This window comes from Brevundimonas sp. (assembly GCF_041911375.1).
GTDB lineage: Bacteria > Pseudomonadota > Alphaproteobacteria > Caulobacterales > Caulobacteraceae > Brevundimonas.
This window is the reverse complement of the sequence record NZ_JAYRPA010000001.1, coordinates 11,781-27,435: the sequence shown is the minus strand read 5'-3', so window position 1 is coordinate 27,435 and position 15,655 is coordinate 11,781. Positions and strand designations below refer to the sequence as shown.

Genomic DNA, 15,655 nt, shown 5'->3' with positions numbered 1-15,655 from the left:
GGCGGCGAGATCGACGCCCCTGATCCGATCCGCCGCCGCCTGCCCCTGCCACAGGGGCGAGGGGTCAGCAGCCGCAGGCGAAACGCTCGAGCCGCGCAGGGTCGGTGACGATCAGCCGGCCCCGCGACAGTCGCACCGCGCCGTCACGCTCCAGCGCCTTGACCGCGGCGTTCACGCTGGTGCGCTGCACGCCCATGGCCTGCGCGAGGATCGCCTGTGTGGTGCGCAATTCGGGGCCCGCGACCTGGTACAGGCGAAGAACCCAGTTGGCGGTGCGATGCGGCACCTGATGCACGGCGTTGCAGGCGGCTTCGGCCTGGACACGCGCCAGCCGATCCAGGGCATGGCGCGCGAAGACGTGCTCGACCCAGGCCTGACCCATGAGATCCGCAAGGTCCTCGGCCGGCGCCTCGATCCATCGGGTGTCCAGCATCGGCAGAAATCGCACGGGGACGAAGGCGGACGCCAGGGAGGTTTCCCAGCCGAACATCGAACCCCGCCCATGCAGGCCCACGCAGGCGATGTTCTTGCGATCAAAGGCGCCGAGCGCGCCCTCGAGGACAAAACCAATGGCGGCGCGACCGGCGGCGCATTCGCCGGCCTGCAGGCTGCGCGACTGACCTCGGTCACGGATCAGATCCTGGACCTCGTCCGGCATCAGCCGCAGGACAGGATGATCCAGAACCGCCTGGGCGCGGTCGTCGATCCGAACAGGCTGGGCGAGGGGCGCGCTCGCAGGAGAGGAGGCGTCGAACATCCGCCGACACTGACCCAGTGTGAAAGGTGAAGGCATTCACATGAGTTAGTCCCTTGCTCTGGCGCGGCGGTTTTTTCGCGCCTGATAGGATTGGAATCGACCTGTCAGGGACGGCGGCGCGCCTCTCGGGTTGTAGAAAAGGCGACGCCGGCGTGCGGACTGACTCGCGTCCGCATTTGATGTCGGACAATATGGCGAACCGTCTCGGCTGAGGGCGGGATGACTAGACCGGATGTGACGCCATGGTCCTGACCACCCGCCGCCGAACCCTACTGGGCATGGGAGGAGCCTGCTCGCTGGGGCTGCTCGGAACGTCGGCGGAAGCGTTGGCGGCGCAGGAGAACGGGCGCAAGCTCGGCTATGCGATCGTGGGGCTAGGGACCTACGCCGACGTCATTCTGCCGCGCTTCGCCGAATGCCGGCATTCGCGCGTGACGGCCCTGGTCAGCGGCTCGCCGGAGAAGGCGCGCCGATATGCGGCGCAGTACGGCGTGCCGGACAGCGGCCTCTACAGCTACGACACCTTCGACACGATCCGGGACAATCCGGACGTGGACATCGTCTATGTGATCCTGCCCAACGGCATGCACCACGAATACACCCTCAGGGCCGCGGCGGCGGGCAAGCACGTCATGTGCGAAAAGCCGATGGCCAATACGGCGGCCCAGGCCGAGGAGATGATCGCCGCCTGTCGCGCCGCGGGGCGCAAGCTGATGATCCGCTATCGCAGCCACTTCGAGGCGAACAACCGCGAGGCCATGCGCCTGGCCCGCAGCGGCGAGCTGGGGACGCTCAGGATCGTTACGGCCGAGCACGGCTTCAACATCGGCGACCCCACCCAGTGGCGTCTGAACCGCGCCCTGGCCGGCGGCGGATCGTTGATGGACATCGGCATCTACAGCCTGCAGGCTGCCCGCTACCTGACGGGCGAGGAGCCGATCTCGGTCTCGGCGGTCGAGTCCACCGACCGATCGGATGTCCGGTTTCGAGAGGTGGAGGACACCATCAACTTCCAGCTGGTCTTCCCGTCGGGCGTGGTGGCCGACTGCGTCTCGACCTATGGATCGCATCACAATCGCTATCGCGTCGTCGGCACGCAGGGCTGGTTGGACGCCGAGCCTGCGACGGCCTACGAGGGCAATCGCCTGCGCCTGCGTCGGGAATGGCGCACCGCCGACCATCCGGCGCCCGAACTGGCGCTCAACCAGTTTTCGGGCCAGCTCGACCACCTGTCGCAGTGCGTCATGACCGACAGCGATCCCATCGTTCCGGGCGAGGAAGGCTTGCGCGACATGAGGATCATCGAGGCGATCTATCGATCGGCGCGCGAGGGCCGGACCGTCGCGCTTTGAGGTCGTGGGTGATCGCCGAGGCCCGGCGCCACGCTCCCGGATTTGCTGCGGCCGGCGCCCGGCCCTAGGAATGACTGCCACATCGCCCACCCTGTCAGGGACGCCGCCATGCTTCTGCGAACGCTCCGTATCGCCCTGGCCCTGAGTCTGGTTGGGCTATGTCTGTCCAGTCCGGGCGTCGCCGTCGGCCAGCCGGTCGAGGCGGCTTCCCCGCGCGTGCGCGACCTGCTCGAGCGCATGACCGTGGACGAGAAGATCGGCCAGCTGAACCAGACGCCGGGCGGGCGCCAGCGCGCCCTGAACTCGCGCCTGGACGCCGCGGCCCTGGAGCGGGTGCGGCGCGGGGAGATCGGCTCGTTCCTTCATGTCGCCGGCGCCGCCGAAATCCGCGAGCTGCAGCGGGTGGCGGTGGAGGAGTCCCGGCTCGGCGTGCCGCTGCTGTTCGGCATGGATGTGGTGCATGGCTATCGCACCCTGTTTCCCGTGCCCCTGGCCCTGGCGTCCAGCTGGGATCCGGAGCTGATGGAGCGGACGGCGCGGGTGGCGGCGGTCGAGGCCACGGCGGCCGGCCTGAACTGGACCTTTTCGCCCATGATCGACATCGCCCGCGATCCCCGGTGGGGCCGGGTGGTCGAGGGACCGGGCGAGGACCCCTATCTGGCCTCGATCCTGACCACGGCCCAGGTGCGCGGCTATCAGGGGACGTCCCTGGCCGACGACACCGCCATCCTGGCCACGGCCAAGCATTTCGTCGGCTATGGCGCGGCCCAGGGCGGACGCGACTACGACAGCGCCGACATCTCGGAGCGCACCCTGCACGAGGTCTATCTGCCGCCCTTCCATGCGGCGGCCAAGGCCGGGGCCGGGTCGATGATGACCGCCTTCAACGACATCGCCGGCGTGCCCCTGACGGCTCATCCCGAGCTGGTGCGCGGGGTGCTGCGCGAACGCTGGGGCTATGACGGCCTGATCGTCAGCGACTGGAACGCCATTCCCGAACTGCTGAACCACGCCGTCGCCGCGACCCCCGAGGAGGCCGGCGCCCTGGCGCTGCGCGGGGGTGTCGACATGGACATGGCGGGGAACCTGTATTCCACCCGTCTGAAGGCGGCGGTCGAGGCCGATCCGGGGCTGCTGCCGCTTCTGGACCAGGCGGTCACGGCGGTGCTGACGGCCAAGGAGCGGCTGGGCCTGTTCGACGATCCTTACGGCCGCGCCGATCCGGCGCGAGAGGCCCAGGCCATGCTGACGCCCGAGCATCGCGCGGTCGCGCGCGAGGCGGCGCGCCGGTCGATGGTGCTGCTGAAGAACGACGGCGACATCCTGCCGCTGGCGTCGAGCGCCCGCCGCATCGCCGTCATCGGCGCCCTGGCCGAGGACGCCAATTCGTCGCTGGGCAGCTGGCGCGCGCAAGGGCGGGTCGAGGATGTGCGGCCGCTGATCCCCGCCCTGCGCGAGGCCCTGCCGCAGGCCCGCATCACCTATGCGCCCGGCTATCGGCCCGAAGCGGCCCAGGCGATCGCCGTCACCGCGGCGGGGGAGGGCGCCCAGGGCGTGGACGAGGTGTCGGACGCTCAGGCTCTGGCGCAAGCCGTCGAGACCGCGCGGGCGGCCGATCTGGTGCTGCTGGTGGTGGGCGAGCATTTCGACCGGTCCGGCGAGGCCCGCAGCTATACCGACATCGGCCTCAGCGCCGCGCAGGAAGCCCTGGCCGCCGCCGTGCTCGACACCGGCAAGCCGGTCGTGGTCATCCTCATGAACGGTCGGCCCCTGGCCCTAGCCGAGCTGGCCCGGCGCGCGCCGGCGATCCTGGAGACCTGGTTCCTGGGCGTGGAGTCCGGGCCGGCCATCGCCGAGGTCCTGACCGGCCGCGTCTCGCCCGGCGGCCGCCTGCCCGTCAGCTTTCCGCGCGCCAGCGGCGCGGCGCCGCTGACCTATGCGCACCTGCCGACCGGCCGCCCAGCGGCGGAGGATTTGACCCGGGATACGGCGCGCTACCGCGACCAGCCGATCACGCCGCTGTTCGCCTTCGGCCACGGGCTCAGCTATGGCCGGTTCGACTATGGGCCGCTGGAGATCAGCGAGGCCGAGATCGACGCCCAGGGCCGGGTCGAGGTCAGCGTCGTCGTGCGCAACACCGCCGACGTCGCCGCCGACGAGGTGATCCAGCTCTATGTCCGCGATCCGGTCGCCGCCGTTTCCCGGCCGGTGCAGGAGCTGCGCGGCTTTCGGCGCGTGGCCTTCGCGCCGGGGGAGGCCAAGCGCGTCCGCTTCACCCTGACCCCGGCGCAGCTCGCCTTCTGGGACGCCGACCGCTGGCGCATCCAGTCCGGCGCGGTCCAGGTGATGATCGGGGCCTCGTCCGCCGACATCCGCGCGCGGGGCCAGTTCACCATCACATCGGACGCCGTGGGAGACATCCCCGCGGCGGCGATACCGACCCCATCCGTCGAGGAGCCCTTGTCTTGACCCTGTCCCGTCGCGCGATCCTGGCCGGCGCCGCCGCCCTTTCGACCGCCGCCTGCGCCTCCGTCGCCCCGGCCGTTCGCCATCCGACCGTCGGCCGCATCGTCCGCGAGGACCCCGCGCTGGATCGCCTGATCGCGCCCGACGCCGTGATCGAGCGCCTGGCCGAGGGCTTCACCTGGTCCGAAGGCCCGGTGTGGATCGCCGACGGCGGCTATCTGCTGTTCAGCGACGTGCCGCAGAACCGGATCCACCGCTGGTCCGCGCGCGACGGAGCCTCGGTCTTCATGTCGCCGTCCGGCTACGATGGACCGGACGCATCGGGCTTCCGCGAGCCCGGATCGAACGGGCTGATCGCCGGGCCGGCCGGGTCGATCTTGATGGCCGACCATGGCAATCGCGCCATCGCGCGGGTCGATCTGGCGACGAAGGCCAAGACCCTGCTGGCGACGCATTACCAGGGCAAGCGATTCAACTCGCCGAACGACCTGGTTCAGGCGGCCGACGGCGCGATCTTCTTCACCGATCCGCCCTACGGCCTGAAGGACATGGCGCAGTCTCCGCTGAAGGAACTGCCCTACAGCGGCGTCTATCGGCTGGCCCCCGATGGCGAGGTGACCCTGCTGGAGGACAGCCTGACCTTCCCCAACGGCGTCGCCCTGTCGCCCGACCAGCGCACCCTTTACGTCACCGTGTCCGACCCGGCGCGGGCGGTGATCATGGCCTATGATCTGGACCGCGCCGGCCGAACGTCCGGCGGCCGGGTTCTCAGGGACTTCACCGCGATGGTCGGAGCCTCCGCGCCGGGCCTGCCCGACGGCCTGGCCGTCGACGCCCAGGGCCACCTGTTCGTCACGGGTCCGGGCGGCGTCCATGTCCTGACGCCCGAGGGCCGTTCACTGGGACGGATCGACACCGGCGCAGCGGCGGCCAACTGCGCCTTCGGCGAGGACGGCCGGACCTTGTTCATCACCTCCGGCGCGTTTCTCGTCAGGGTGCGGACGCTGACGCGCGGCTGACGGCCCGCCGGCGCCGCCCGCCATCCGCCAGAGACCGTCCCGGCGCGACTGAGACGATCAGTGGCCCGCGTGTTCGGCGCCGGCGCCGGCGACCGGCGGCTGGGCGACCCGGGCGCGGACCTGCACCGGTTGCGCGTGTTCGAAGGTGAAGGCGAGGGGGACCTTTTGCCCGGCCGTCAGGGGCTGGGTCAGGCCCATCAGCATGATGTGGTCGCCGCCCGGCTGAAGCGAGACCGCTTCTCCGGCCGGCAGGGCCAGGCCGTCCTTGAGTTCGGCCATCTTCATCATGCCGTCCTCGATCTTCATCTCGTGCACCTGGGCCGTCGCGGCCAGCGGGGCGGCGACCGAAACCAGGCGGTCGTCGCGACTGGCGGTCAGCGTCACGTAGCAGCCGGTCACATCGCGGCCGTTGAGCGTGGGACGGCAGGTCGCATCGACCACGGCGACCGAGGCCAGGGCGTCGGGGTCCGCCGCCGGGCTGCAGCCGGCGAGAGCGAGAAGCGCGACGGGAATGAGAAGGCGGGTCATGAGAAATCTTCCAGGGCTCAGGCGAACAGGCGACGACGGAGGGCCAGCACGACCCGCTCGCCCAGCAGGGCGGCGAGCAGGCTGAGGCCGGTCAGAGGATAGAGGATGGACAGCGGCAGGACGATGCCGATCACCGCGGCGCGAACGCGCGGTCCCGGCGGCGCCTCCGGGGCGCCGATGCGCCCCCTGGCCAGGTCGGGCGGGCGCCGCTTCCACCACATCACGAGGCCGCTGATCGCCAGCAGCCATACGGCGATGCAGCCGCCCAGCATCAGGAACTGGTTCAGCCGGCCGTACTGCGTGCCCTGGTGGACGGCCACGCCCCATTCGAAGGCTTTGGCGCCGACGCCGAACTGGTCGTAGCGGATGTCGGCCTTCACCTGACCGGTGACCCCGTCGATGTAGAGCGAACGGGCGTCCTCGACGCGGCGGTTCTCTCGCGCCGCGGTGAAGGCCAGCGCGGGATCGGAGGGAATGGAGACGACGTAGGGCCGCGCCAGGCCCTGAGCGTCGGCGGCGGCGACGACGGTCGAGAGGCGCGCGGTTTCGTCATGGACGTGAGGGGCGGAAAGGACGGCGCCCTCCATCGTCCATCCCACGCCCGCCGGGTGGTCCTTGTGCGCGGCATGGGCCCAGGGGCTGGCGGCCGGCGGCGCCTTGGGACGGCCGATGCCGCTCTCGCGGACCACATTCGCGTACTGGGCGCCCCAGAAGGCCGACCAGGGCATGCCGGTCACCGCCAGGAAGGCGATAATCGCCCCCGCATAAAGGCCCGTGACGGCGTGCAGGTCGCGCCAGAAGGGGCGGCGGCGGATGTCGGTCGCCCGGACCGCGGCGACGCCCACGTCCCGCTTGCGCGGCCACCACAGGAAGACGCCCGTGGCGACCAGGATGACGGCCCAGCCGGCGACGATCTCAACCAGATAGTTGGCCCATGGGCCGACGATCGACAGGCTGTGCAGCTGTTTGACCGTCTCCATGACGCCGCCGAACGGGGTGACGCCGATCAATTGCGCATCATGGGGATCGACGAAGGCGGTGCGCTTGCCGCCGTCGGGCAGATCGAGGTTCAGCCGAACGGCCTCGTCCGGCCGTGCCGGCAGGCGCACGCTGGAGACCGTGCCGCCGGTCCCCGCCTGGGCCGCCGCGACCCAGCGATCCGGCGACGCCGTCACGGCGCGCGCCTCGACGCGGGCCATGGGGCGATAGACGGCGGCGTCGATGCCGTCCTTGAACAGATAGAGGCCGCCGGTGAGCGCCATCAGGCACAAGAAGGGCAGGACCAGCAGGCCCGCATAGAAGTGCCAGCGCCAGACGGCGCGATAGGCGCCCGAGATCGGGCGGGCCTGGGCGGGGGCGCGTCGTGTGTCGGTCATCGAGCGCTCCGTTGCCGCGACCCCAGTCCGCGCCCTTCGTGGCGCGGTGGGGCGGCGAACATCGCGAGCAGCAGCGCGCAGGGCGCGACCGTGGTCTTGAGAGACATGGATGGGTGTCCTGAACAGGGAAGGGCGGCGCGGACCGGCGGTCAGCGCGCGGAGCGTCGTCTGTTCAGGCGAGCGGCGGGGCGGTCGAGGGCGGGCGCAGGCCGGCGCGGACCTGGGTGGACGGCAGGCTGGCCCAGACCGCCCGGGGTTGGACGGCCGCGATGCGCGGCGGCGCGACCGGATGGATCGGCGGCGGCGGCGGCAGGGCGGTGAAGTTCGCCAGGACGCAGGACGCGCACTTCAGGCTGTCGAGCGGCGACGGCTTGCGCTGTTTCGACAGGCCGTCGGCGTCCTGCACCACCAGGATCTGGTTGCCGGAGCACAGGACGATGGGCGAGCCGGTCGCCGTCGAGGCCGCGACCGCCGACGGCAGCATCGCGCCGAACACGATGGCGAAGGTCGCGGCGAGGAACGCCAGCGATCGGAACAGCGACCAGTGCTCGGTTGAGGATGCACGCACGCCGCGGCCATACTTCGCCGGGCGCGTCAGGGGAAGGGCGTCGCGCATGACGGAATGTCTGACGGCGGGCCGCGGCGGCGCCCGCATCAGGCCTCTTCGGCCTCGTCCGGGCCGTTGACGATCCGCGTGGCCGCCAGGTCGGCGGTGACGTTGCCGACCGTGCGGAAGATGTCCGGGATGACCTCCACCGCCAGCAGCAGGGGCAGCACCCCCAGCGGCAGCCCCATGGCCAGGCAGATGGGGCCGACGGAAGCGAAGAAGCTGACCTGGCCGGGCAGGCCGACCGAGGCGATCGAGACGGCGATGGCGGTCAGGCCGCCGGCGATCAGCGCCGGCAGTCCCAGCTCCACCCCCGACAGCTGGGCGACATAGAGGCAGACCGCCAGATTGGCGACCGGGCTGGTCAGCCGGAACACCGCCACGGCCAGCGGCAGCACCAGGCCGGCCGAGGCCTGGGGCACGCCCAGCCCCTCGCGGGCGCGCTCGATCATCACCGGCAGGCTGGCCAGCGACGATTGGGTCGAGACGGCGACGACCTGGGCGGGGGCCACGGCGCGGGCGAACCGACCCAGCGGTATCCGCCCCCAGACCACGGCCACGATGTAGGTCAGCAGGATGAGGCCGATCTGGCTCAGGCAGACGATGGCGACGTAATGGCCCAGCGTGCCCGCGACGCCCAGGCCCGCGCGCAGGCCGACGCCCAGCGCCAGGGCGAAGACCCCGAACGGCGCGGCCAGCAGCACCCAATGCACGATGACGACCATGGCCTCGGCCACGGCCTCGAAGAAGGTCGCCAGCGGGCGGCGAAGGTCCTGCCGCACCTGGGTGGCGGCGAAGCCGAAGGCGATGGCGAAGACGACCACCGCCAGCACGCCGTCGTCGGCGGCGGCGCGGATCAGATTGGCCGGGGCCAGACTCGCCAGGAAGGCTTGGAAACCGTCGGTGTGGGCCGCCACGCCCACCGTCTGCGCGGCGTCGGCGGGCACGCCGGCCAGAAGCGCGGCCCCGGCCTGCGGGTCGATGGGCCAGATCTGCAGCAGCCCCAGGCCGGCCAGGATGGCGTACACCGTCGCCCCCACCAGCAGGATGGCGAACACCATCAGGGCCCGCCCGGCCATTCGGCCCGTGGCGGCCGCGTCGGCGATGGACACGATGCCGGTGACCAGCAGGCTGAAGACCAGGGGGATGACCGTCATGCGAAGCGCATTGAGCCAGACCTGGCCCAGCGCCTCGATCATGCCGAGGCCGGAGGTCACCAGGGGTGCGTCCGCATCCTGCGCAAGGGCGCCGACCACGACGCCCGCGACCAGGGCGGCCACGACGAAAAAGCTCAGCGAGGAGAAGAAGGCGGCGACGCGGGAACGATTCATGACGCACCGCTAGCACTGCTTTGCGACTCGCGCCTGTGAATCCTGCTTCCCGCGGCCTGCAGCAGAGGCGCCGGCTGCGGTCCAATCATCGCGGCGTCGAACAGGGCGGGCGTTCAGGCGTTCAGCGCGTTTGAAGGAGAACCGGACATGATTCGTATGCACAAGCTCGTCCCGCTGGTCGGCGGTCTGCTGTTGTCGAAGGGCGGGCGGCGCATGGCGGGACGTCACGCGGGCAAGCTGGCCCTGGCGACCCTGGCCTATGAGGTCTGGCGCAGCCGGCGCGAGAAGCAGGCCCCGCCGGCCCAGCCGTCGCGCGCGCGCTGGAGCGGCCGCAGGCCGCGATAAGGACTGTGGCGGCGTCCGCCGCTCGTCTATAGGGGCAGGCTCACGGAGCGCCGCCATGATCATCGTTCACCACCTCGCCGACAGCCGGTCCCAGCGCGTGCTCTGGCTGCTGGAGGAACTGGGCCTCGACTACGAGGTGAAGCGTTACGAGCGCGATCCCCGCACCCGCCTGGCCCCGCCCGAACTGAAGGCCGTCCACCCGCTCGGCAAGTCGCCGGTGCTGCAGGACGGCGACGTCACGGTGGCCGAGACCGGCGCCGTGGTCGACTATCTGCTCGAAACCTATGGCCAGGGGCGGCTGCGGCCGGCCGCCGGAACCGAGGCGGGGCGACGCTTCACCTACTGGCTGCACTACGCCGAAGGCTCGGCCATGCCGCCGCTGTTGCTCAAGCTGGTGTTCACGATGCTGCCCCGCCGCAGCCCGGCCTTGCTCCGCCCGCTGGTGAAGGGCGTCGCCGCCAAGGCGCTTGCGTCCTTCGTCGATCCCCAGACCCGCACGCACGTGGACTATTGGGAAAGCGAACTGGGACGGTCCGCCTGGTTCGCCGGCGACGACTTCTCGGCCGCCGACATCATGATGAGCTTCCCGGTGGAGGCCGGGGCGGACCGCGCCTACGACATCGAGGACAAGCCCAGGCTGAGGGCTTTCCTTGAACGCATTCACGCCCGTCCCGCCTATCAGCGGGCGCTCGAGCGGGGCGGCGCCTACACCTACGCGTGATCCGCGCGGGGCAACCCCCAGGCCGCGGGGGCGTTAAGCCGGTATGAAACTGCATACTGTCCAGATCGTCGCCGGCCTGTTCGCGGCTGTCGCCTTCATTCTCGCCTTCATGGCGGCGGGCGCGGCCCTGGCGTCCGCGCTCTTCATGGGGCTGGGTCTCGCCGCCCTGGGCTGGCTGGCCTACAGCCTGATAAAGCGCGTCGGACGGCGCGCCTCCAACCCTCGCGCCAAGGCTTGAGCGCCCTGATGCGGGCGGAGGCCCTTGAGTTTCCGCCCTTGGCGCCCTAGTATATCTGCCCGGCCGCGCCCGCCCCGCGGCCTTTTCTATTGTCGCGTACCCATTCCCTGTCTCCGGGCGAAACCAGAAAAATCACGACACCAATGGAAAAAGTGCCGATGACGGCCGAGGGCTACCGTGTCCTCGACGATCAACTGAAGCAATTGAAGTCGGTCGAACGGCCGAGCGTGATCTCGGCCATTTCGGAGGCGCGCGAGCACGGCGACCTGTCCGAAAACGCCGAATATCATGCCGCCAAGGAGCGCCAGGGCTGGATCGAAGGCCAGATCGCCGAGATCGAGGACAAGCTGAGCCGCGCCCAGGTGATCGACGTCTCCAAACTGTCCGGCTCCCAGGTCAAGTTCGGCGCCACCGTGACCGTGGTGGACGAGGACACCGAGGAAGAGAGCCGCTACCAGATCGTCGGCGAGCACGAAGCCGACGTGAAGCAGGGCAAGGTCTCCATCGCTTCGCCCATCGCACGCGCGCTGATCTCCAAGGAGGTCGGCGACGTGGTCGAGGTCAACACGCCCGGGGGCGTGAAGGCCTACGAAATCCTCAAGGTCGAGTGGAAGTAACTGCGGTGGGGACGGTTTCTCGTCCCCATTCGCCCGACGGCCTGCGCATCTGGGTCGTCTCCGACGGCCGCGCCGGCATCGAAAACCAGGCTCTGGGGCTGGCCGAGGCCGTCCAGCGCCTGACGCCCGCCCGGATCGACGTCAAGCGCATCCGCTGGCGGCCTATGTTCGACCGTCTGCCGTCGGCGTTGAAGACGCCGGCGATGCTGGACCCGACCTCCGACACCCTGACATCGCCATGGCCCGATCTGTGGATCGCCGCTGGCCGCGCGACCCTGCCGCTCTCCGTGCGCGCCAAGAGGTTGAGCGGCGGGCGGACCTTCGTGGTCCAGACCCAGGATCCGCGCTGGGCGACCGATCGTTTCGACATGGTGGTGGCGCCGGCGCACGACGGCCTGTCCGGCGACAACGTCCTTGAGATCACCGGCTCGCCGCACCGCATCACGCCCGCGCGCCTGCTCCAGGCGGCGCCGGCTTTCGCGGACCGGCTGGCGGGGCTGCCGCATCCCCGCGTCGCCGTGCTGGTCGGCGGACGATCGAAGGCCTTCGACCTGACGGAAACCCACGCCGCCACCCTGGCCGAGACGATCGCGGGGGCGATCCAGGCCGCGGGCGGTTCGCTGCTGCTGACCTTCTCGCGCCGCACGCCCCCGGCGGCCAAGGCGGCGATGACGGCGCGCCTGGCGTCCCTGCCGGGCTGGATCTGGGACGGGCAGGGCGACAATCCCCTGTTCGCCTTCCTGGACGCCGCCGATCACGTGCTGGTCACCGAAGACAGCGCCAACATGGCCGCCGAAGCGGCTTCCACCGGCAAGCCGGTCCACATCCTGCCGATGGTCCCCCTGAAGCCTCCCGGCAAGTTCGCCCGCCTGCACGCCGAGCTGGAGGCCCGTGGCGCGGCGCGGCCGTTCGACGGGACGCTGGAGCCCTGGACCTATGAGCCGCTAGCCGAGACGGACCGCGCGGCGCGCGCGGTCCTCCAAGCCATGAAGGCGGCTCAGGCGTAGGCCTGGATCGCCTTCACATCCAGATCGCCGGCCTTGATCGCGCCGATGGCCTGGGCCGCCGCCAGGGCGCCGGCGGTGGTGGTGTAATAGGGGATCTTCATCATCAGGGCGGTGCGGCGCAGGCTGAAGCTGTCCTGCAGCGACTGCTTGCCCGAGGTCGTGTTGAAGACCAGCTGGACCTCGCCGTTCTTCATGGCGTCCACGATGTGCGGACGGCCTTCCAGCACCTTCTTGACCAGCTTCGCCTCCAGCCCCTGTTCGACCAGATAGGCGTGGGTGCCCCCCGTGGCGATCAGGGTGAAGTCTTCCGCCAGAAGCGTCCTTGCGGCGTCCAGGATGAAGGGCTTGTCCTCGTCCTTGACCGAGATGAAGGCGCAGCCTGAGGTCGGCAGGGTGGTGCCGCCGCCGATCTGGGACTTGGCGAAGGCGCGGGCGAAGGCGGGGGCCATGTCGGCCTCGCCCTCGCGCTTCCAGTCCAGGCCCATGACTTCGCCGGTCGAGCGCATCTCGGGGCCCAGAACGGTGTCCACGCCTGCGAAACGGGCGAAGGGGAAGACCGCTTCCTTCACGGCGATATGGTCGTACGGCTTGTCGGTCAGGCCGAAGGATTTCAGCGGCGCGCCGGCCATGACCTTGGCGGCTATGGCGGCGATCGGCTGGCCGATGGTCTTGGCCACGAAGGGCACCGTGCGGCTGGCGCGCGGGTTCACTTCCAGCACGAAGATGCGCGGGTTCTCGCCGTGCGGCTCCTCGATGGCGAACTGCACGTTCATCAGGCCGCGCACCTTCAGGGCCTTGGCCATTTCGGTGGTCTGGCGCTTCAGCTCGGCGACCGTCTCGGCGGACAGGGAGTAGGGCGGCATGGAGCAGGCGCTGTCGCCCGAGTGGACGCCAGCTTCCTCGATATGCTCCAGCACGCCGGCCACGAAGACCGTCTCGTCGTCGCACAGGGCGTCGACGTCCACCTCGGTGGCGCGGTTCAGATAGTGGTCGATCAGCACCGGATCGTCGCCCGAGACGCGCATGGCCTCGTGGACGTAGCGGTCCAGCTGCTCGCGATCGTGGACGATCATCATGCCGCGCCCGCCCAGAACGTAGGAGGGGCGCAGGACGACGGGATAGCCGACCTCTTCCGCCTTCTGCGCGGCTTCCTCGGCCGATCGGGCCAGGCCGTTCGGCGGCTGGCGCAGGCCGATGCCCTCCAGCATCTGCTGGAAGCGTTCGCGGTCCTCGGCCAGATCGATGGAGTCGACGCTGGTGCCCAGCACCGGCACGCTGTCGTCCTGAAGCGCATGGGCCAGCTTCAGCGGGGTCTGACCGCCGAACTGGACGACACAGCCGATCAGCTCGCCCTTCGACCGCTCGACCTCGATCAGCTCCAGCACGTCCTCGGCCGTCAGCGGCTCGAAATACAGGCGGTCGGAGGTGTCGTAGTCGGTGGAGACGGTCTCGGGGTTGCAGTTGACCATGATCGACTCGACGCCGATGTCGTCGAAGGCGAAGGCCGCGTGGCAGCAGCAGTAGTCGAACTCGATGCCCTGGCCGATCCGATTCGGACCGCCGCCCAGGATGATGGCCTTCTTCTTGTCCGACGGCTCGGACTCGCACTCGGGGATCTGGCCCAGGGCGCCGGTCTCATAGGTCGAATACATATAGGCGGTGGCGCTGGCGAACTCGGCCGCGCAGGTGTCGATGCGCTTGAACACCGGGCGGACGTTCAGGCCGCGACGGGCGGTGCGGACGGCCTTTTCCGTGGACCCGACAAGATGGGCCAGGCGGGCGTCGGAGAAGCCCTTGGCCTTCAGGCGACGGAACTCGGTCGGGTCGGTCGGCAGGCCCTTGACCCGGACATGGCCTTCCTCGCGCACGATGTCGGCGATCTGGCGCAGGAACCAAGGCTCGTAGGAACAGGCGGCGGCCACTTCCTCGACCGTCAGGCCGTGGCGGAAGGCCTGGGCGATGACGCGGATGCGGTCGGGCGTGGGGACGCCCAGGGCGCGGATCACGGCGTTGCGCGCCGTTTCGTCCTCGGCGCCGGCCACGCCGTCGATCTCGATCTCGTCGAAGCCGGACAGGCCGGTCTCAAGACCGCGCAAGGCCTTCTGCATCGATTCCTGGAAGGTCCGGCCAATGGCCATGACCTCGCCCACCGACTTCATCGAGGTGCCCAAGAGGGGCTCCGAGCCCGGATATTTCTCGAAGGCGAAGCGCGGGATCTTGGTGACGACATAGTCGATCGACGGCTCGAAGCTGGCCGGCGTGACCTGGGTGATGTCGTTCTGAAGCTCGTCCAGGGTGTAGCCGACGGCCAGACGCGCGGCGACCTTGGCGATCGGGAAGCCGGTCGCCTTGGACGCCAGGGCCGAGGAGCGCGACACGCGCGGGTTCATCTCGATCACGACCATGCGGCCGTCCTTGGGATTGATCGCCCACTGGACGTTCGACCCGCCGGTCTCGACCCCGATCTCGCGCAGGACGTTGATCGAGCCGGTCCGCATCCGCTGATATTCCTTGTCGGTCAGCGTAAGCGCGGGGGCGACGGTGATGCTGTCCCCCGTGTGGACGCCCATTGGGTCCACGTTCTCGATCGAGCAGATGATGATGCAGTTGTCCGCCGTGTCGCGGACGACCTCCATCTCGTACTCCTTCCAGCCCAGCACCGATTCCTCGATCAGCACCTCGGTGGTCGGCGACAGGTCCAGGCCGCGCAGGACGATCTCCTCGAACTCCTCGCGGTTATAGGCGATGCCGCCGCCGGTGCCGGCCAGGGTGAAGGACGGGCGGATCACGGCGGGCAGGCCGACGAACTCCAGCCCGTCCAGCGCCTCTTCCATCGAATGGGCGGCCTTGGAGCGGGGGCTTTCCAGACCCAGCTTGTCCATGGCGTCGCGGAATTTCTGGCGGTCCTCGGCCTTGTCGATGACCTCGGCCTTCGCCCCGATCATTTCGACGCCGTACTTCTTCAGCGCGCCCGAAGCGTCCAGGGCCAGCGCCGTGTTCAGCGCCGTCTGGCCGCCCATGGTCGGCAGCAGGGCGTCGGGCTTCTCCTTGGCGATGATCTTCTCGACCATCTCGGGCGTGATCGGCTCGATATAGGTGGCGTCGGCCACCTCCGGGTCCGTCATGATGGTGGCGGGGTTCGAGTTGACCAGGATGACCCGGTACCCCTCGGCCTTCAGCGCCTTGCACGCCTGGACGCCCGAATAGTCGAACTCGCACGCCTGGCCGATGACGATCGGGCCGGCGCCGATGATGAGGATGGACTTGATGTCCGTGCGCTTGGGCATGGGA

At 69.9% G+C, this 15,655-nt stretch carries 14 protein-coding genes; 8 read left to right on the top strand and 6 right to left on the bottom strand.

The genetic code is table 11. The features are described 5' to 3' along the window. Positions 1–64: 64 nt before the first annotated feature. Positions 65–793: a Crp/Fnr family transcriptional regulator gene (locus tag ACE3PU_RS00120; protein WP_374385427.1), complete on the bottom strand. Its 729-nt coding sequence runs from the start codon at positions 791–793 to the stop codon at positions 65–67. A gap of 206 nt (positions 794–999) precedes the next feature. Here ACE3PU_RS00120 and ACE3PU_RS00115 point away from each other — a divergent pair, with 206 nt between their 5' ends. The 3 genes from ACE3PU_RS00115 (at position 1,000) to ACE3PU_RS00105 (ending at position 5,594) form a co-directional block, all read left to right on the top strand. Beyond that, complete coding sequence (locus tag ACE3PU_RS00115) at positions 1,000–2,109, top strand: Gfo/Idh/MocA family protein (RefSeq protein WP_374385426.1); 1,110 nt, start codon at positions 1,000–1,002, stop codon at positions 2,107–2,109. Positions 2,110–2,217: 108 nt separating this feature from the next. Next, complete coding sequence (bglX, locus tag ACE3PU_RS00110; RefSeq protein WP_374385425.1) at positions 2,218–4,578, top strand: beta-glucosidase BglX; 2,361 nt, start codon at positions 2,218–2,220, stop codon at positions 4,576–4,578. Further along, complete coding sequence (locus ACE3PU_RS00105; protein WP_374385424.1) at positions 4,575–5,594, top strand: SMP-30/gluconolactonase/LRE family protein; 1,020 nt, start codon at positions 4,575–4,577, stop codon at positions 5,592–5,594. The genes bglX and ACE3PU_RS00105 overlap by 4 nt, the downstream gene beginning before the upstream one ends. Before the next feature lie 57 nt (positions 5,595–5,651). Here ACE3PU_RS00105 and ACE3PU_RS00100 read toward each other — a convergent pair whose 3' ends face one another. The 4 genes from ACE3PU_RS00100 to ACE3PU_RS00085 all read right to left on the bottom strand — a co-directional run bounded on the left by ACE3PU_RS00100 (position 5,652) and on the right by ACE3PU_RS00085 (position 9,436). Beyond that, complete coding sequence (locus tag ACE3PU_RS00100) at positions 5,652–6,122, bottom strand: copper chaperone PCu(A)C (RefSeq protein ID WP_374385423.1); 471 nt, start codon at positions 6,120–6,122, stop codon at positions 5,652–5,654. Between the two features lie 17 nt (positions 6,123–6,139). Beyond that, a complete protein-coding gene (locus ACE3PU_RS00095; RefSeq protein ID WP_374385422.1) occupies positions 6,140–7,498 on the bottom strand; it encodes a PepSY-associated TM helix domain-containing protein in 1,359 nt (452 codons plus the stop codon). 172 nt (positions 7,499–7,670) lie between these two features. Then, positions 7,671–8,114 carry a hypothetical protein gene (locus tag ACE3PU_RS00090; RefSeq protein ID WP_374385421.1) on the bottom strand — a complete coding sequence of 148 codons (444 nt, stop codon included), beginning with the start codon at positions 8,112–8,114 and terminating at the stop codon, positions 7,671–7,673. Positions 8,115–8,152: 38 nt separating this feature from the next. After that, positions 8,153–9,436 (bottom strand): dicarboxylate/amino acid:cation symporter, encoded by a 1,284-nt coding sequence (locus ACE3PU_RS00085; protein ID WP_374385420.1) that lies wholly within the window; start codon positions 9,434–9,436, stop codon positions 8,153–8,155. Positions 9,437–9,583: 147 nt separating this feature from the next. On the opposite strand from ACE3PU_RS00085, the gene ACE3PU_RS00080 reads away from it, so the two are divergent. The 5 genes from ACE3PU_RS00080 (at position 9,584) to ACE3PU_RS00060 (ending at position 12,364) form a co-directional block, all read left to right on the top strand. Next, a complete protein-coding gene (locus ACE3PU_RS00080) occupies positions 9,584–9,781 on the top strand; it encodes a cysteine protease (protein WP_374385419.1) in 198 nt (65 codons plus the stop codon). 55 nt (positions 9,782–9,836) lie between these two features. Next, complete coding sequence (locus ACE3PU_RS00075; protein WP_374385418.1) at positions 9,837–10,502, top strand: glutathione S-transferase family protein; 666 nt, start codon at positions 9,837–9,839, stop codon at positions 10,500–10,502. Positions 10,503–10,545: 43 nt separating this feature from the next. Next, positions 10,546–10,740: a hypothetical protein gene (locus ACE3PU_RS00070; RefSeq protein ID WP_374385417.1), complete on the top strand. Its 195-nt coding sequence runs from the start codon at positions 10,546–10,548 to the stop codon at positions 10,738–10,740. 143 nt (positions 10,741–10,883) lie between these two features. After that, positions 10,884–11,357, top strand: a complete 474-nt coding sequence (gene greA, locus ACE3PU_RS00065; RefSeq protein WP_374385416.1) for a transcription elongation factor GreA — start codon at positions 10,884–10,886, stop codon at positions 11,355–11,357. A gap of 5 nt (positions 11,358–11,362) precedes the next feature. Further along, the gene (locus tag ACE3PU_RS00060) at positions 11,363–12,364 is read left to right on the top strand and encodes a mitochondrial fission ELM1 family protein (protein ID WP_374385415.1); all 1,002 of its coding nucleotides are present in this window, start codon (positions 11,363–11,365) and stop codon (positions 12,362–12,364) included. On the opposite strand, the gene carB is transcribed toward ACE3PU_RS00060, so the two are convergent. Beyond that, entirely contained in the window at positions 12,355–15,651 is a 3,297-nt protein-coding gene (gene carB, locus ACE3PU_RS00055; protein WP_374385414.1) for a carbamoyl-phosphate synthase large subunit, read from the bottom strand. The two genes, ACE3PU_RS00060 and carB, sit on opposite strands and share 10 nt — an antisense overlap. Positions 15,652–15,655 lie beyond the last annotated feature (4 nt).